Annotated in this window: 13 protein-coding genes; 9 read left to right on the forward strand and 4 right to left on the reverse strand. The window is 74.3% G+C overall.

All coding sequences use genetic code 11. The features are described 5' to 3' along the window. Positions 1-8: 8 nt before the first annotated feature. Complete coding sequence (locus RMN57_RS04085) at positions 9-1,358, forward strand: M1 family metallopeptidase (protein WP_313761974.1); 1,350 nt, start codon at positions 9-11, stop codon at positions 1,356-1,358. An 89-nt stretch (positions 1,359-1,447) separates the two neighbouring features. Continuing rightward, the gene (locus tag RMN57_RS04090; protein WP_313761975.1) at positions 1,448-1,819 is read left to right on the forward strand and encodes a restriction endonuclease; all 372 of its coding nucleotides are present in this window, start codon (positions 1,448-1,450) and stop codon (positions 1,817-1,819) included. 301 nt (positions 1,820-2,120) lie between these two features. Here the strand turns inward: RMN57_RS04090 and RMN57_RS04095 are convergent, their stop codons facing one another. Next, positions 2,121-2,789, reverse strand: a complete 669-nt coding sequence (locus RMN57_RS04095; RefSeq protein WP_313761976.1) for a response regulator transcription factor — start codon at positions 2,787-2,789, stop codon at positions 2,121-2,123. After that, entirely contained in the window at positions 2,777-4,024 is a 1,248-nt protein-coding gene (locus tag RMN57_RS04100; RefSeq protein WP_313761977.1) for a histidine kinase, read from the reverse strand. The genes RMN57_RS04095 and RMN57_RS04100 overlap by 13 nt, the downstream gene beginning before the upstream one ends. A gap of 186 nt (positions 4,025-4,210) precedes the next feature. Here RMN57_RS04100 and RMN57_RS04105 point away from each other — a divergent pair, with 186 nt between their 5' ends. From RMN57_RS04105 to RMN57_RS04120, 4 genes are all read left to right on the forward strand, one after another. Further along, positions 4,211-4,387 carry a hypothetical protein gene (locus RMN57_RS04105; protein WP_313761978.1) on the forward strand — a complete coding sequence of 59 codons (177 nt, stop codon included), beginning with the start codon at positions 4,211-4,213 and terminating at the stop codon, positions 4,385-4,387. Between the two features lie 152 nt (positions 4,388-4,539). Beyond that, positions 4,540-5,919: a serine hydrolase domain-containing protein gene (locus RMN57_RS04110; RefSeq protein WP_313761979.1), complete on the forward strand. Its 1,380-nt coding sequence runs from the start codon at positions 4,540-4,542 to the stop codon at positions 5,917-5,919. 415 nt (positions 5,920-6,334) lie between these two features. Then, positions 6,335-7,312, forward strand: a complete 978-nt coding sequence (locus RMN57_RS04115) for a GNAT family N-acyltransferase (protein WP_313761980.1) — start codon at positions 6,335-6,337, stop codon at positions 7,310-7,312. Then, positions 7,309-8,178, forward strand: coding sequence for a lysophospholipid acyltransferase family protein (locus RMN57_RS04120; protein ID WP_313761981.1), 870 nt, complete (start codon positions 7,309-7,311; stop codon positions 8,176-8,178). Before RMN57_RS04115 ends, RMN57_RS04120 begins: the two co-directional genes overlap by 4 nt. Before the next feature lie 144 nt (positions 8,179-8,322). Here the strand turns inward: RMN57_RS04120 and RMN57_RS04125 are convergent, their stop codons facing one another. Continuing rightward, the gene (locus RMN57_RS04125) at positions 8,323-9,978 is read right to left on the reverse strand and encodes an MFS transporter (protein WP_313761982.1); all 1,656 of its coding nucleotides are present in this window, start codon (positions 9,976-9,978) and stop codon (positions 8,323-8,325) included. Between the two features lie 169 nt (positions 9,979-10,147). On the opposite strand from RMN57_RS04125, the gene RMN57_RS04130 reads away from it, so the two are divergent. Then, entirely contained in the window at positions 10,148-10,825 is a 678-nt protein-coding gene (locus RMN57_RS04130; protein ID WP_313761983.1) for a TetR/AcrR family transcriptional regulator, read from the forward strand. Between the two features lie 230 nt (positions 10,826-11,055). On the opposite strand, the gene RMN57_RS04135 is transcribed toward RMN57_RS04130, so the two are convergent. Next, a complete protein-coding gene (locus tag RMN57_RS04135) occupies positions 11,056-11,661 on the reverse strand; it encodes a MarR family winged helix-turn-helix transcriptional regulator (RefSeq protein WP_313761984.1) in 606 nt (201 codons plus the stop codon). 78 nt (positions 11,662-11,739) lie between these two features. Between RMN57_RS04135 and RMN57_RS04140 the strand changes: the two genes are divergently transcribed. After that, positions 11,740-13,023 carry an MFS transporter gene (locus RMN57_RS04140; RefSeq protein WP_313761985.1) on the forward strand — a complete coding sequence of 428 codons (1,284 nt, stop codon included), beginning with the start codon at positions 11,740-11,742 and terminating at the stop codon, positions 13,021-13,023. 112 nt (positions 13,024-13,135) lie between these two features. Further along, positions 13,136-13,642: a hypothetical protein gene (locus RMN57_RS04145; RefSeq protein ID WP_313761986.1), complete on the forward strand. Its 507-nt coding sequence runs from the start codon at positions 13,136-13,138 to the stop codon at positions 13,640-13,642. The last annotated feature ends 10 nt before the right edge of the window (positions 13,643-13,652 follow it).

Genomic DNA, 13,652 nt, shown 5'->3' on the forward strand with positions numbered 1-13,652 from the left:
CCCGCCCGGTGAACCACCAGCACACCCCGGCGTCCCCCGCCGCCGGCCCCGACCCGTACTTCCCGAACAGCGGCGATACCCGCTACCGGGTGCACCGCTACGAGCTCGCGCTCGACTACCGGCCGGGGCCCAACCGGCTCGGCGGGACGGCGCGGCTGAGCGCCGTCGCGGGCACGGCGCTGCCGGAGTTCGCGCTCGACCTGGCCGAGTTCCGGATCGGCCGGGTGCTGGTGGACGGCAAGGCCGCCCGGTACACCCACCGCGGCGGCAAGCTGCGGGTGCGCCCGGCCAAGGCGCTCACCGCGGGCGCCGCCTTCACGGTCGAGGTGCACTACACCGGGAACCCGCGCCCGGTACGCAGCCCGTGGGGCGGGCTCGGCTGGGAGGAGCTCACCGACGGCGCGCTGGTGGCCAGCCAGCCGGTCGGTGCGCCGTCCTGGTTCCCGTGCAACGACCGGCCCGCGGACAAGGCCACCTACCAGATAGCCGTGACCACGCCGTCCCCGTACACGGTGGTGATCGGCGGCCGGCTGCTCACCCGCACCACCCGGGCGTCCAGCACGACCTGGGTGTACGAGCAGAGCGCGCCGACCTCGACCTACCTGGTGACCGTCTCGATCGGCCAGTACCAGCCGGTGCAGCTCGCCGAGCGCCCGGCGGTGCCGCAGACCGGCCACGTGCCGGAGCGGCTGGCCGGCGGCTTCGCCGCGGACTTCGCGCGGCAGCCGCAGATGATGAGCTTCTTCGAGGAGGTCTTCGGGCCGTACCCGTTCGGCGAGTACGCCGTGGTGGTGGCGGACGAGGAACTGGACGTCCCGGTGGAGGCCCAGGGCGTCGCCACCTTCGGCACCAACCACCTGGGCGGCGGCTGGGAACGCGAGCGCCTGATCGCCCACGAGCTGGCCCACCAGTGGTTCGGCAACAGCGTGTCGATCGCCGACTGGAGCCACATCTGGCTCAACGAGGGCCTCGCCAAGTACGCCGAGTGGCTCTGGTCCGAGTACAGCGGCGGCCCGTCCGCCGCGAAGCGCGCCGCCGCCGCCCACACCCTGCTCGCCGGCCTCCCGCAGGATCTCCGGCTCGGCGACCCGGGCCGCAAGCTGATGTTCGACGACCGGCTGTACCAGCGCGGCGGCCTCACCGTGCACGCGGTGCGCTGCGCCGTCGGGGACCGGGCCTTCTTCCGCCTGCTCAAGGACTGGACCGTCCTCAACCGGCACGGCGTGGTCTCCACCGCCGACTTCCGCGCGCACTGCGCCCGGTACGCGGGAGGCCCGCTGGACGGCCTCTTCGCCGCCTGGCTGCACGACCCGGCGCTGCCCGCGTTCCCGTCCTCCCCACGGCCGCCGGTTCTCTGAGCCCTTTCCCCCCCGCTGTCCGACCCTTCCGGAAGAATGCCACCACCGGGGCGACCCCGTCCCGGCGGTGGCTCTCCTGGAAGCGGTAGATGGACTCCTTCGATCTGGGGCGGCTGACGGACCACGACTTCGAGCTGGTCTGCCGCGACCTCTTCGGCGAACTCCTCGGCGTTCCGCTGGAGCTGTTCCCGCGCGGCCGGGACCGGGGGATCGACCTCCGGCACACCGACGCGGCCGGGGCGTCCACCGTCGTGCAGTGCAAGCACTGGCAGCGCGGCGACCAGAACGGGCTGATCCGGCGCCTGGTCCGGGAGGAGTTGCCGAAGGTCGCGCAGCTCAAGCCCGACCGGTACGTCGTCGCCACCACCGTGGGCCTGACCGTCGACGGCAAGGAGCGGCTCCGCGACGCATTCGACCCCTTCATCCGCAGCACCGGCGACGGATACGGAGGCCGCCAGTGATTTCTGGCGCGGCATCGCCGTCAACGAGTTGCTGGCCTTCCTCGAAGAACACTGCCCGGGGATCGACGAGGTGGAGGACTACCCGGTCGTCCAGGACATGATGACCCGCCTCCTCGCCACTCATCAGGCCCGCCGGGATTCCTGGACGCCACCTGGCGTCGACACGTGGTCGATGCCCGAGTTCGGGGATCCGGAACGAGAGCACACTGTGCTCGCCGAATAGATGGACGGACTCCGGGTGTCCGACTGATCGTGTATCACCGGGCTTCGGGCGTACCAATACTCCAGCCGTAGATCGTGATCACGGATGGGAAGGTCGGGCGCGGGACGCTCCGAGGAACCGCAGCACGGCCAGGACGCGGCGGTGGTCCGCGTCGCCCACGGGCAGGTCAAGCTTGGCGAAGATGTTGTTGATGTGCTTCGCCACGGCGCTCTCGCTGACCACCAGCGCCTGCGCGATGCCGGCATTGGAGCGCCCCTCGGCCATCAAGCCGATCACCTCCCGTTCGCGGGGGGTCAACCGCCCGAGCGGGTCGCTGTCGTGCCGCCGCAGCAGCAGCTGGGCGACGACCTGCGGGTCCAGGGCCGTGCCCCCGTCCGCCACTCGCCGGACCGCCGCCACGAAGTCGACGACATCGGCAACCCGTTGCTTGAGCAGGTAGCCCACACCGCTGGTGTTGGCAGACAGCAGGTCAGCCGCGTACCGCTCCTCCACGTACTGCGAAAGCAGCACCACCGGCGTCCCCGGCCAGCGCCGACGGATCTCCATCGCCGCCCGCACCCCCTCGTCGGTGAAGCCGGGCGGCATCCGGACGTCGATCAAGGCAAGTTCGGGCCGGTGCTCCGCCACTGCCGCCAACAGCCCCTCCGCGTCGCCGGCTTCCGCGGCGACCTGGAACCCGCCCATCTCCAGCACCTTGATCAGGCCGACCCGCAACAACACCGAATCCTCGGCGATCACCGCGCGCACGGCAGCTCCGCGGTGATGGTGGTGGGCCCGCCAACGGGGCTGCTGACGTGGAAGGCCCCGTCGAGGGAGCCGACCCGCTTGGCCAGCCCGGTCAGCCCCGTGCCAGCGGCGGCGTCGGCACCGCCCAGCCCGTCGTCGGTAACGCGCACTCGCAGCAGCTCGCCTACCTGACGGACTATCACCTCTGCACGCATCGCGCTGGCGTGCTTCGTTGCATTGGTCAGCGCCTCAGAGATCACGAAGTACGCCACTGACTCCACATTGGGCGCCACCCGCTCCTCCAGATCGACCCGCAGCCGCACCGGCAGGGGCGTGCGGGCAGCCAGCCCGGACAACGCCGCGTCCAGACCTCGGTCTTCGAGCACGGCCGGGTGCAGCCCCCGCACCAGGTCATTGAGTTCGGCGATCGCCTCCTTCGCCTCCAGGTGCGCTCCCGCGATCAACTCGCGGGCATCACCCGGCAGGTCCGGGCAGGTGGCCATGGCCAGACCCAGGTTGACCGCGAGAGACACCAACCGCTGCTGGGTGCCGTCGTGCAGGTCGCGCTCGATCCGGCGGCGCTCCGCGTCGACGGCCTCGATCAAGTCGGTCCGGCTCACGGCCAGCTGATCGACCCGCTCCTGGAGCCGCTGCGCCCGGCTGGGCCCGAGCAGGCCCAGCGCCAGCCGCGCCTCGGCCCGGGCTACTGTCCGCGCGGTCCAGGGCAGGGCGCACAGGAGGAGGAGTCCAGCCGCTGTGTAAGCCGGCAGCTGGGTCAGGTAGCCGAACCAGTCCTGGCGGGTTCCGGTCGGCAGCGCCCATGACCAGGCGTAGGCGAGGACGCCCGCCAGGCACGCCGCTGCCACCGCGAGCACCAGCAGCTCCAGCAGCGCGAGCAGCGGGCCCAACAGGAGGTGGTAGCCGATCTTGCGCCAAGGCCGCGTCGCCGCGAGCCACCGGGCGGTCGAGGCCCACGTCCACTGTTCCGGCGCGGTGGGGGTGAGCCGGGGGACGTCCACACCGATGAGCACCCGGTAGCGGGCCCGCTGGACGGCCGTCAGCACCGGGGTGCCGAGCAGGATCAGGGCGGCCGACAGGGAAACCGTAAGGAGCCAGTTCCCCGTCCTGGCGGTAGTCGCCGCCGCCCAGGACCACACGGGCACCAGCGCCAGGTGCGGCAGCACACCAGCGGCAAGAAAGCCGGTGTCCCGCTGCGCCCGGAGGACCGTGCGTCTCAGTCCAGCTGGAATCGTCATGGCACGACGCTAGGGCACCGCAGGAGGACGGCGCCATGAAATCTGTACCCGATCTCATGGTGAACCTAGTACCAGGTGCAGATCTTGATCTTGGCCTGTGGGCGGACGGCATCTCGGGTCGGCAGGTCGGCTTCTGCTGGCCGCCGGCAGGTAGACCGGGCCCGGTGGAACAGACTCCATGCCCCGGTGAGCACTGCCGTCGAGCACCGGCCCGCCGAAGTCAGCCGGCTGTGGGTGGCCGAGCGGGCGGCAGACGGCGAGGTCTTCGACCCCGAGATCGCCGTGTGGATCCTGAGCGGCTTGGCCGACCTGGCCCGTGCACGGAGCAGCCACTACCGACGTCAAGCCCTCCAGCAGTCGTGATCAAGATCTCCAGCTGGAGTACTAATCGGCTGGATCCGAGCGGACGGGCGGGCTAGGTTGAGCGCGCCGCCCGCCCGGGCGCGGGTCCGCCCGTCCATGGGTCCGCCCGAGCCGCGGGTCCGCCCGAGCCGTCCGACTCTTCAGAGGATCAGATGACCGACCTGCCCGACGAGCTCCTCCCCACCACCCGTCGCGCCCTGCTGCACCGTGTCGCGGTCGCCCAGGCCGAGGGCCGCACCCCCTCGTTCGTCGCCGCGGTGGTGCGGGACGGCAAGGTGGTCTGGAGCGGCGCCCGCAGCATGATCGACGACCACGCGCCCACCGTCGACGTGCAGTACCGGATCGGTTCGCTCACCAAGACCTTCGTCGCCGTCCTGGTGCTCCGGCTGCGCGACGAGGGCCTGCTCGACCTGGCCGACCCGCTCGGGCACCACCTGCCCGGCGCCCCGGCCGACGAGGCCACCGTCGCCCAGCTGCTCTCCCACGCGTCCGGGCTGACCGCCGAGACGCCGGGGCCCTGGTGGGAGCGGACCGAGGGGGCGCTGCGGCCGGAGCTCGCCGATGTCCTGGAGGACGACCGCCCGCTCAGGCACCCGGCCGGTCGCCGCTACCACTACTCCAACCCCGGCTACGCGCTGCTCGGTGCCCTGGTCGAGCGGCTGCGCGGTGAGCCGTGGGGCGAAGTGCTCCGCCGCGAACTGCTGGAACCGCTCGGGATGGACCGCACCACCCTGCTCCCGCAGCATCCGCACGCCGGCGGCTTCGCCGTCCACCCGTGGGCCGACGTCATGCTGCCGGAGCCGCTCACCGACACCGGGCTGATGGGCCCGGCCGGCCAGCTCTGGTCGACCGCCGCCGATCTGGCCCGCTGGGCCGCCTTCCTGGCCCGCGGCAACGAGAAGGTGCTCGCCGCCGAGACCCTCGCCGAGATGCGCCGACCGGCCGTCGGCCCGGAAGGCGCCGACTGGTCCGGGGCCTACGGGCTCGGTCTGCAACTGCTGCGCCGCGACGGCCGCGTGCTGTTCGGGCACAGCGGTTCGATGCCCGGCTTCACCGCCGGGCTCTGGATCAGCGAGGAGGACGGCCTGGCCGCCGTCGCCCTCTCCAACGCGACCAGCGGCCCCAACACCCCGATCGTCGCGGCGGACCTGATCGCGATCACCGCCGAGCACGAGCCGCGGCTGCCCGAGCCCTGGCGCCCGCTGCCGTCCGTCGACGAGGAGCTGCTGGCGCTCACCGGCCCCTGGTACTGGGGCGCCGCGGGCCACGTCCTGCGGCTGGGGGCCGACCGCGGGCTGGAGCTGGCCCCGCTGGCCGCCGGTACGCGCGCCTCCCGGTTCCGCGCCGAGGCGGACGGCACCTGGACGGGGCTGGACAACTACTACGCGGGCGAGACGCTGCGGGTGGTACGGGCCGCCGACGGCTCGGTCAGCCACCTCGACCTCAACTCCTTCGTCCTCACCCGCGAGCCGTACGGACCGGCGGACGCCGTCCCCGGCGGGGTCGACCCCCAGGGGTGGTGGGCCGGCTGACGCTCCGGGCGCCCTGAGTCCCGCGCCCCCGGCCGCCTGGCGCGGTCGTCCCGGATGACAGACCCGGCCCCGGCCCCCGGCGTTTCGACGCCGGGGGCCGGCGCGTTGCCGGGGGCCGGCGCGTCGCCGGGCCGCTGTGCACGCCCGGCGTGCGCCGGTGCGGCGGATGGCCCGGCCGCGGATTCCACCCCCGGGAGCGGAGCATCCGGCGGCGCCCCGGCACCGGGCAGGTGGACGGCAGACACCGAGTGGCCCCATTCAGCAGGTGCACATCTGCGCTCCACCGAACGACAACGTGGACGCCAGCCGGCTCGGAAAAACATACGGTGACCGGTTCGCACCCACGAACGAGCGGACCGGGCGGTGCCACGGCCCACGTGGCCGCCGTCGTCCGTGCTGCCCTGGAGGGTCCGCCATGACCATCGTCCCCACGTACACTCCTCCCGCAGTCGCCCCCGACCACGCCGCCGCGGTCCCCGCCCCGCGCACGGCCCGGTCGGCGTTCACCACCCAGCCCGCCCGGAGCCCCGCCTCCCGGCTCACCGCCGCCCAGCCGGCCATCCAGCCCGTCGAGCCCGCCCAGACGTACACGGTGGCGCTGGCCCGCGACGAGGACGACGTCCGCGCCGCCCAGCGGCTGCGCCACGAGGTGTTCGCCGCCGAGCTCGGCGCCGTCCTGCACAGCCCGACGGCGGGCCTGGACGTCGACCCGTTCGACGAGTACTGCGACCACCTGCTGGTCCGCGAGGGTGAGGACGGCCCGGTGGTCGGCACCTACCGGCTGCTCCCTCCCACTGCGGCGCGGCGGGCCGGCCGGCTCTACTCCGACGGCGAGTTCGACCTGAGGAACCTGAGCCCGCTGCGCGACGGCCTGGTCGAGCTCGGCCGCTCCTGCATCCACCCCGACCACCGGGGCAACGGCGCCGTGATCAACCTGATGTGGGGCGGCATCGCCCGCTACCTCGCCGACACCGGCAACACCTGGGTGGGCGGCTGCTGCTCCATCCCGCTGGACGACGGCGGCGCCACCGCCGCCCGGGTCTGGGACACCGTCAGCGCCAAGCACCTCGCCCCCGAGGAGTACCGGGTCACCCCGCACCGGCTCTGGGACGCCACCGGTGTGGAGCGGGCCGACCGCGCCCCGCTGCCGGCCCTGCTCCGCGGCTACCTGCGGCTCGGCGCCTGGGTCTGCGGCGCCCCGGCGCACGACCCGGACTTCGCCACCGCCGACCTGTACGTGCTGCTCTCCCTGGAGCGCACCGACCCGCGCTACCTGCGGCACTTCCTCTCCGGGACGACCGCCGCCCCGGGTGTCGGTGGGGCCCCCGGTGGCACCGGCGGGGCCGTCGCGGGCGCCCCGGCGGCCGCAGCCGCGCGGGAACTGTCGGCATGAGCGTCTGGCTGCCGACGGCGACCTGCACACCGGAGGCCTGCCTGACCGACCGGGCCCCGGCGGTGGCCCTGCCCCAGCGGGTCCTCCGGCTGACCACCTGCCTGACGGTCCTGCTGGTCGGGATCACGCTCACCCTGCCGGTGCGCGCCCTTCCCCGCGGGGCGCGCACCCGGCTGGTCCGGTTCTGGACCCGCACCCTGCTCGGGGCGCTGGGCGTGGCCGTTCACTCGACGCCGCCGCCCACCGCCACCGCGGTGGGCGGCACGTCGGAGGACGGGCCGGTCGGAGCGGCGGGGGAGCCGGCGCCCGGGGTCCTGGTGGTCGCCAACCACGTGTCCTGGCTGGACATCCCGCTGATCGCGACCGCACTGCCCGGCCGCTCGATCGCCAAGACCGAGGTGCGGCACTGGCCCGTGCTCGGCCCCATCACGGCCTGGGGCGGCACGGTCTACCTGGACCGCGACCGGCTCCGCACCCTCCCGGAGACGGTCGGCGCCGTCGCCGCCCAGCTCCGGGCGGGCCGGCCGATGGTCGTCTTCCCGGAGGGCTCGACCTGGTGCGGGCGGGAGAGCGGGCGGTTCCGCCCGGCGCTCTTCGAGGCCGCCGTCCAGGCCGGCGCCCCCGTCCAGCCGGTGACGATCCGCTACCGGCTGGCGGACGGCCGGCCGACCAGCGCGGCCGCGTTCGTCGGCGAGGACGGCCTGCTCGCCTCGCTCTCCCGGGTGGTCGCGGTCCGCGGGCTGGTCGCCGAGCTGACCTTCCTGCCCGCGATCCCGGCCCCGGCCCCCGCCTCGCACGAGACCCGTTGGGGCCCGCGACGGGAGCTGGCACGCGCCGCGCAGGCCGCCGTCGAGGGCGCGCGCTGACGGTCGGTGAGCCGCCGGCCGGCACCGCTCGGCGCCGGCCACGGCAGCCACCGGCAGCCACCGGCGGTCTCCGACGGGCCTGCCGGTCTGCGGCGGCCCCGGCCGTGGTCGGCCGCCGGTCGCGGTGGCGGCCGGTCGCCGTCGTCACTCCGTCCGGGCGTCGACCAGGGTCTCCGGGCGTGCCGTGGGCCCGGCGGGCGCCCCCGCGTCGGCCGAGGACACGGAGCCCGGACCGGTCGGAGCGGTCGGAGCGGTCGGAGCGGTCGCCCCGGCGAGCAGTGGCGTCCTGGCCACGGACCGCAGCAGCACGGCCACCACCACCGCCGTGACGGCCAGGGCGCCGGACCCGCAGCGCAGCGCGAGCTGCACCCCGTCGGTGAAGGCGCCCTCCACGGCGGTCAGCACCGGGAGCGGCGCGTCCACGGCCCGCCCGCCACCGAGCCCCGAGAGCGAACCGGTCGCCGAGTCGGTGACCTGCTCGACCGTCCCGTCCGGGAGGCCGAGCCGCGTCAGGGAGCCGGTCAGGCTCTCGGTCATCCGGTGGCTCAGGACGGCGCCGAGGACGGCGATGCCGATCACACCGCCGAGCTCGCGCAGGGTGTTGACGGTCGCCGAGGCCATCCCGGTCCGGGCCGGAGCGACCCGCTGGAGCACCGCGATGGAGACCGGCGCGAAGGTCAGCCCCATCCCGAGGCCCAGCGTGAGCAGCGTCCACGCGTAGGTGGGGTACCGGGCGTCCTCGCCGTAGCAGGAGAGGCCGCCGAGTCCGGCCGCGCAGAGCGCCAGCCCGAGCACCACCGGCAGTCCCGGGCCGTGACGGCCGGCAAGCCGGGCTGAGATCGGGCCCGCCACGACGATCGTCGCGGTCATCGGCAGCCCGGCGATCCCGGCCGCCGTCGGCGACCAGTCCAGGACGCCCTGCATCAGCAGCGGCAGGAAGAACAGCGCACCGAACATCCCGAAGCTGATCATGAACCCGCTGAGCAGGGCCCCGCCGAGGACGCCGTCGCGGAACAGCCGGAGGTCCAGCATCGGCTCCGGGATGCGCAGTTCGAGCAGGACGAACGCGGTGAGCAGCAGCACCGCCGCGCCCGCGCAGCCGAGCACCAGGCCGTCGGTCCAGCCCCGGGACGGCCCCTCGACCAGCGCGTAGACGAGCGCGCCGAGGCCGGCGGCCGAGAGCGCGAGCCCGGCGAGGTCGATCCGGCGGGCGCGCGGGGCGATGGCCGGCAGCACCCGGCCGGCCAGCAGCAGGCCGCCCAGCCCGATCGGGACGTTGATCCAGAACACGCTCGCCCAACCGAAGGTCTCGACCATGGGACCGCCGACCACCGGTCCGACGGAGAGGCCGAGCGCCGAGACGCCCGACCAGAGGCCGATCGCCCGGGCGCGCTCGCGCTCGTCGGTGAAGACGTGCCGCAGGATCGCCAGGCTCCCCGGGGTGAGCAGCGCGGCGCCGACGCCTTGGAGCATCCGCGCGGCGATCAGCCAGCCGGTGGTCCCGGCGAGCGCGGCGACGGCCGAGCCCGCGGTGAACAGGCCGAGGCCGAGCCGGAAGACCCGGGTGCGGCCGAACCGGTCGCCGAGCGTGCCGCCGGTGAGCAACAGGGCGGCGTAGACCAGGCTGTACCCCTCGGCCACCCACTGCAGGCCGGTGATGCCGGCCTGCAGGTCCTGCCCGATCCTCGGCAGCGCGTTGCCGACGATGACGTTGTCGAGCATCGACATGAACATCGTGACGCAGAGCGTCACCAGTGCGAGCCGCTTGTGCCGAGCGCTCGCCACCCCTGTCTCCCCCATCGGGAGGCCTCCGTTCCACAACCCCGATTCACGCCCCTAACGGTGTTAGGGATCGCTTGGCACGGATAGGATGCCCCTAACACTGTTAGACGGCAAGTCGGATTCCCCGGATCCGGAGCCGACCGGTACCGGCCGGACGCGACCCACCGACCCGACGGAGGCGAGGCCCATGCCGAACGACGACGACACCCAGCCCCCGCTCACCAGGGAGGCCCTCGGCCTGGCCGCACTGCAGGTACTGGAACGGGAAGGCCTCGCCGGCCTCTCGATGCGCAAGGTCGCCACCGAGGTCGGCGTCAAAGCGGCTTCGCTGTACTGGCACGTGCGCAACAAGGAGGAGCTGCTCGACCTCCTCAACGACGCGATCATGGCGGGCGCCGAGGCCCCGCCACGGGTCGGCGACTGGCGCAGCCAGCTCCGCGAGTACTGCCACCGCCACCGCCGCCACCTACTGGACCGGCGCGATGCCGCCAAGGTGGTCGCCGGCCGCCTGGCCCCCGGCCCGAACCTGCTGCGCCTCCAGGAGGATCAGCTCGACCGGCTGCGCGAGGCCGGCTTCAGCGACGCCGACGCCGCCATGGTCACCTACCTGCTCGGCACCTACGTCCAGGGCTTCGTCCTCCAGGAGCAGTCACCCCTCTCGGCCTCGGAGGCCATGGGGGCGAGCCGGCGCGAGGCCGTCGACGCGGCCGCCGACCAGCTGCGCGCGCTGCCGCCGGAGGAGTTCCCCAATCTGACGGCGCTCGCGGGCGATCTCACCGAGCCCGACATGGAGACCCGCTTCGCCTTCGGCGTCGAGCGCATCCTCGACGGCCTGGCCGCCCTGCTGCCCGCAGAGAAGCGCTGACGGAGAGCCGGAGCTCCCGGCGCCACGGCGCGAACGACGGCGACGGCCACGACGGCGACGGGGCGTTCGAGAGCACCGGCCGCGAGCCTGGCGGCCCGCTCTGAAAGACGCCGCCCGCCAGGCTCCCGATCATTCGAGGCGGCGGCCGGAACGACGACGGCGGGAACCGCCCGGCGCTCGATCAACCCGGCGTTCGGTCAAGCCCGGCGTTCAGCCGGCCCGGCTTTCGATCAGGCCTGCTCGGACGGCCGGCCCTCCGGGGCGGTGGGGGTCTCGACGGCCAGGAGCACGCGGCGCAGCAGGTCGGACAGCAGGTGCCGTTCCTCCGGCGCCAGCACGCCGAGCACGCGGCGCTCCTCCCGGCCGACCACGTCCAGCGCCTCGTGCCAGGCCTCCCGGCCGGCTTCGGTCAGCTCGACGTCGACGCGGCGGCGGTCCTCGTTGGAGGGGGTGCGGACGATGAAGCCCCGGCGTTCCAGCGTCTCCAGCCGGCCGGTCACCGAGGCCGGGGCGAGGTTGAGATCGGCGCGCAGCTCGGAGGGGGTGGCCCGGCCCCCGCGGCCGGCGAGTTCGTGCAGGGTGTCGAACTCGTGCTTCTGCAGCCCGTAGTCGGCGACGCCCTGCTCACGCACCCGGCCCAGGTGCTTGGTGAGCTTGTTCATCCGCGTGACGGCGCCCTCGATGTCCGGGTCGAGCTCCGGCAGAACCGGCTGCCAGCGCTCGACGTGCCCGTCCGTCCAGTCGTTCGGCCGGTCACCGGGGCAGCCGCGCGGGCCGCCGGCCGGCTGCTGGGGCGGCTGGTCGCGAGGCTCGGGTCGTCGCGCGGCGTGGTCCATGGCACGAGTCTAGGTGGCGTCGATCAACCCGCCGAATATTTCGTTGCCGAAACTTCGGCGCCGAAATATAGTCCCGCCGTGACTCATCCACTGAGACTTCCCGGCTTCCGCCTGCTCTACATCGGGCGGACCGTCTCCACCCTCGGCGACGCCGTCGTCCCCACGGCACTGGCCATCGCCATCACCCAGGCGACCGGCTCCTCCGGCGCCCTCGCCCTCGTCCTCGGCTGCGCGATGGTGCCCCGACTGCTGCTCCTCCCCCTCGGCGGCGTCGTCGGGGACCGCTTCAACCCGCGGACCGTGGCCCTGGTGACCGACCTCGTCCGGGCCGCCGCGCAACTGGCCGTCGGCGTCGAACTACTCGGCGGGGAGCCGCGCCTGGCCGCCGTCGCGGTGGCCGAGGCGATCGGCGGCACCGCCTCCGCCTTCGCCATGCCCACCGCCACGCCCCTCGTCGCGGCGGCGGTCGACGGCCCGCTGCGGATGCGGGCCAACGCGCTGCTGGCCTCCACCGCCAACGCGGCCCGGCTCGGCGGCCCCGCACTGGCCGGCCTGCTGGTGTACACCACGGGCGCCGGCTCGGCCTTCGTCCTGGACGGTCTCTCCTTCCTCGCCTCCGCCGCCCTGCTCGCCAGGCTCACCGTCCGGCCCACCCCCGCCCCGCGCCGCGCGCTCCTCGCCGATCTGACCAAGGGCTGGACCGAGGTGCGCTCGCGCGACTGGTACTGGACCAGCCTGATCGCGCACGGCACGTGGAACGGCGCCAGCGCGGTGCTGCTCACCCTCGGCCCGCTGATCGCCACCCGCGACCTGGGCGGGGAAGGCGTCTGGGTGGCCATGACCCAGGCCGGCGCGGTAGGCGTCCTCGCCGGCTCCCTGCTCGCCGGGCGCCTCCGTCCACGCCGACCCGTGCTCGCCGCCAACCTAGGCCTCGCGCTGCTCGCGCTGCCCCTGCTCGCCCTCGCCGGTCCGCTCCCGGCGCCGGTCACCGTCCCCGTGTACGGGCTGGCCATGGCCGGGGTCGGCTACCTCAGTCCGGTGTGGCAGACCGTCGTGCAACAGGAGTTCCCCGCCCACGTCCTGGCCCGGGTGACCTCCTACGACTGGCTGTTCTCCCTGGCCGCCGCCCCGCTCGGCTACGCGCTCGCCCCGGCGGCGGCCGAGGCCTGGGGCGCCCCCGCGCCCCTGCTGGTCACGGCCGCCCTGGTCGGGGTGAGCTGCGCCGGCACGGCGCTGGTACCCGGCGTGCGCCGGATCGGCCGGGCGGCGGTGGCGGCGGCCGACCCGGACACGACCGCCCCGTCCGACACAACCCGGTCCGGCGCAACCCCGGCCGCGAGGGCCGCTGCTGGCGACTCCTAGCGCGGCGGCGCCCGCCGGCGGCACCGCGCCCTGCCGGGCGTCACCTCCTCCTCCGGCAGGGCGCGTTGTCGTAGGCGGGTGGCATGCTCGGCGCGGGAAGGAGGCCACGCGCATGGACAGGGACGACGAGGACGCGTTGCTCGCCCAGGCGATCGGCGTCTGGGCTCCGAGCGGCCGGCGCGGCGTGGAGTGGGTGGCGCGCCGGCTGCCGAAGGACGTCCACGAGGAGGAGTTGGAGCTGCCGCTGCCGTACGCCCAGGCCGTGGCCCGGGTGAAGGCGGTGCTGCGCGGCCTCGGCCGGCGGGTCCCCCCGGTGTCGCGGGGCACGCGGACGTTCCGGGTGATGGCCGGTGGAGGGGTGTGGGGGCTGAACCCGGTCCTGGTGACGGTCCGTCTCACCGCGGTGGGCGGGTCCGGATCCGAGGCAGGGCTTGAGTCCGGGTCCGAGTCCGAGTCCGGCAGCACGCTCGTACACCTGCGGGCGGCGGCCAAGGAGGGGCTCGTCCGGCAACGGGCCGGGCAACGGACGGGGCGGCGGGTGGCGGAGCTACTGGCAGGGCACGGAGGCGGAGTGGCCGACCGTCAGGCATTCCGGGGCCACGGCAGGCCGTACATCTGAACAACCTACG

This window comes from Kitasatospora sp. CM 4170 (assembly GCF_032110285.1).
GTDB lineage: Bacteria > Actinomycetota > Actinomycetes > Streptomycetales > Streptomycetaceae > Kitasatospora > Kitasatospora aburaviensis.

What these genes read in the sequence shown, in the direction of transcription:
- RMN57_RS04135 (WP_313761984.1), bottom strand. Translation starts at nt 11,661, where the DNA reads ATGGACCACGCCGCGCGACGACCCGAGCCTCGCGACCAGCCGCCCCAG.
- RMN57_RS04115 (WP_313761980.1), top strand. Translation starts at nt 6,335, where the DNA reads ATGACCATCGTCCCCACGTACACTCCTCCCGCAGTCGCCCCCGACCAC.
- RMN57_RS04130 (WP_313761983.1), top strand. Translation starts at nt 10,148, where the DNA reads ATGCCGAACGACGACGACACCCAGCCCCCGCTCACCAGGGAGGCCCTC.
- RMN57_RS04110 (WP_313761979.1), top strand. Translation starts at nt 4,540, where the DNA reads ATGACCGACCTGCCCGACGAGCTCCTCCCCACCACCCGTCGCGCCCTG.
- RMN57_RS04145 (WP_313761986.1), top strand. Translation starts at nt 13,136, where the DNA reads ATGGACAGGGACGACGAGGACGCGTTGCTCGCCCAGGCGATCGGCGTC.
- RMN57_RS04100 (WP_313761977.1), bottom strand. Translation starts at nt 4,024, where the DNA reads ATGACGATTCCAGCTGGACTGAGACGCACGGTCCTCCGGGCGCAGCGG.
- RMN57_RS04120 (WP_313761981.1), top strand. Translation starts at nt 7,309, where the DNA reads ATGAGCGTCTGGCTGCCGACGGCGACCTGCACACCGGAGGCCTGCCTG.
- RMN57_RS04125 (WP_313761982.1), bottom strand. Translation starts at nt 9,978, where the DNA reads ATGGGGGAGACAGGGGTGGCGAGCGCTCGGCACAAGCGGCTCGCACTG.
- RMN57_RS04090 (WP_313761975.1), top strand. Translation starts at nt 1,448, where the DNA reads ATGGACTCCTTCGATCTGGGGCGGCTGACGGACCACGACTTCGAGCTG.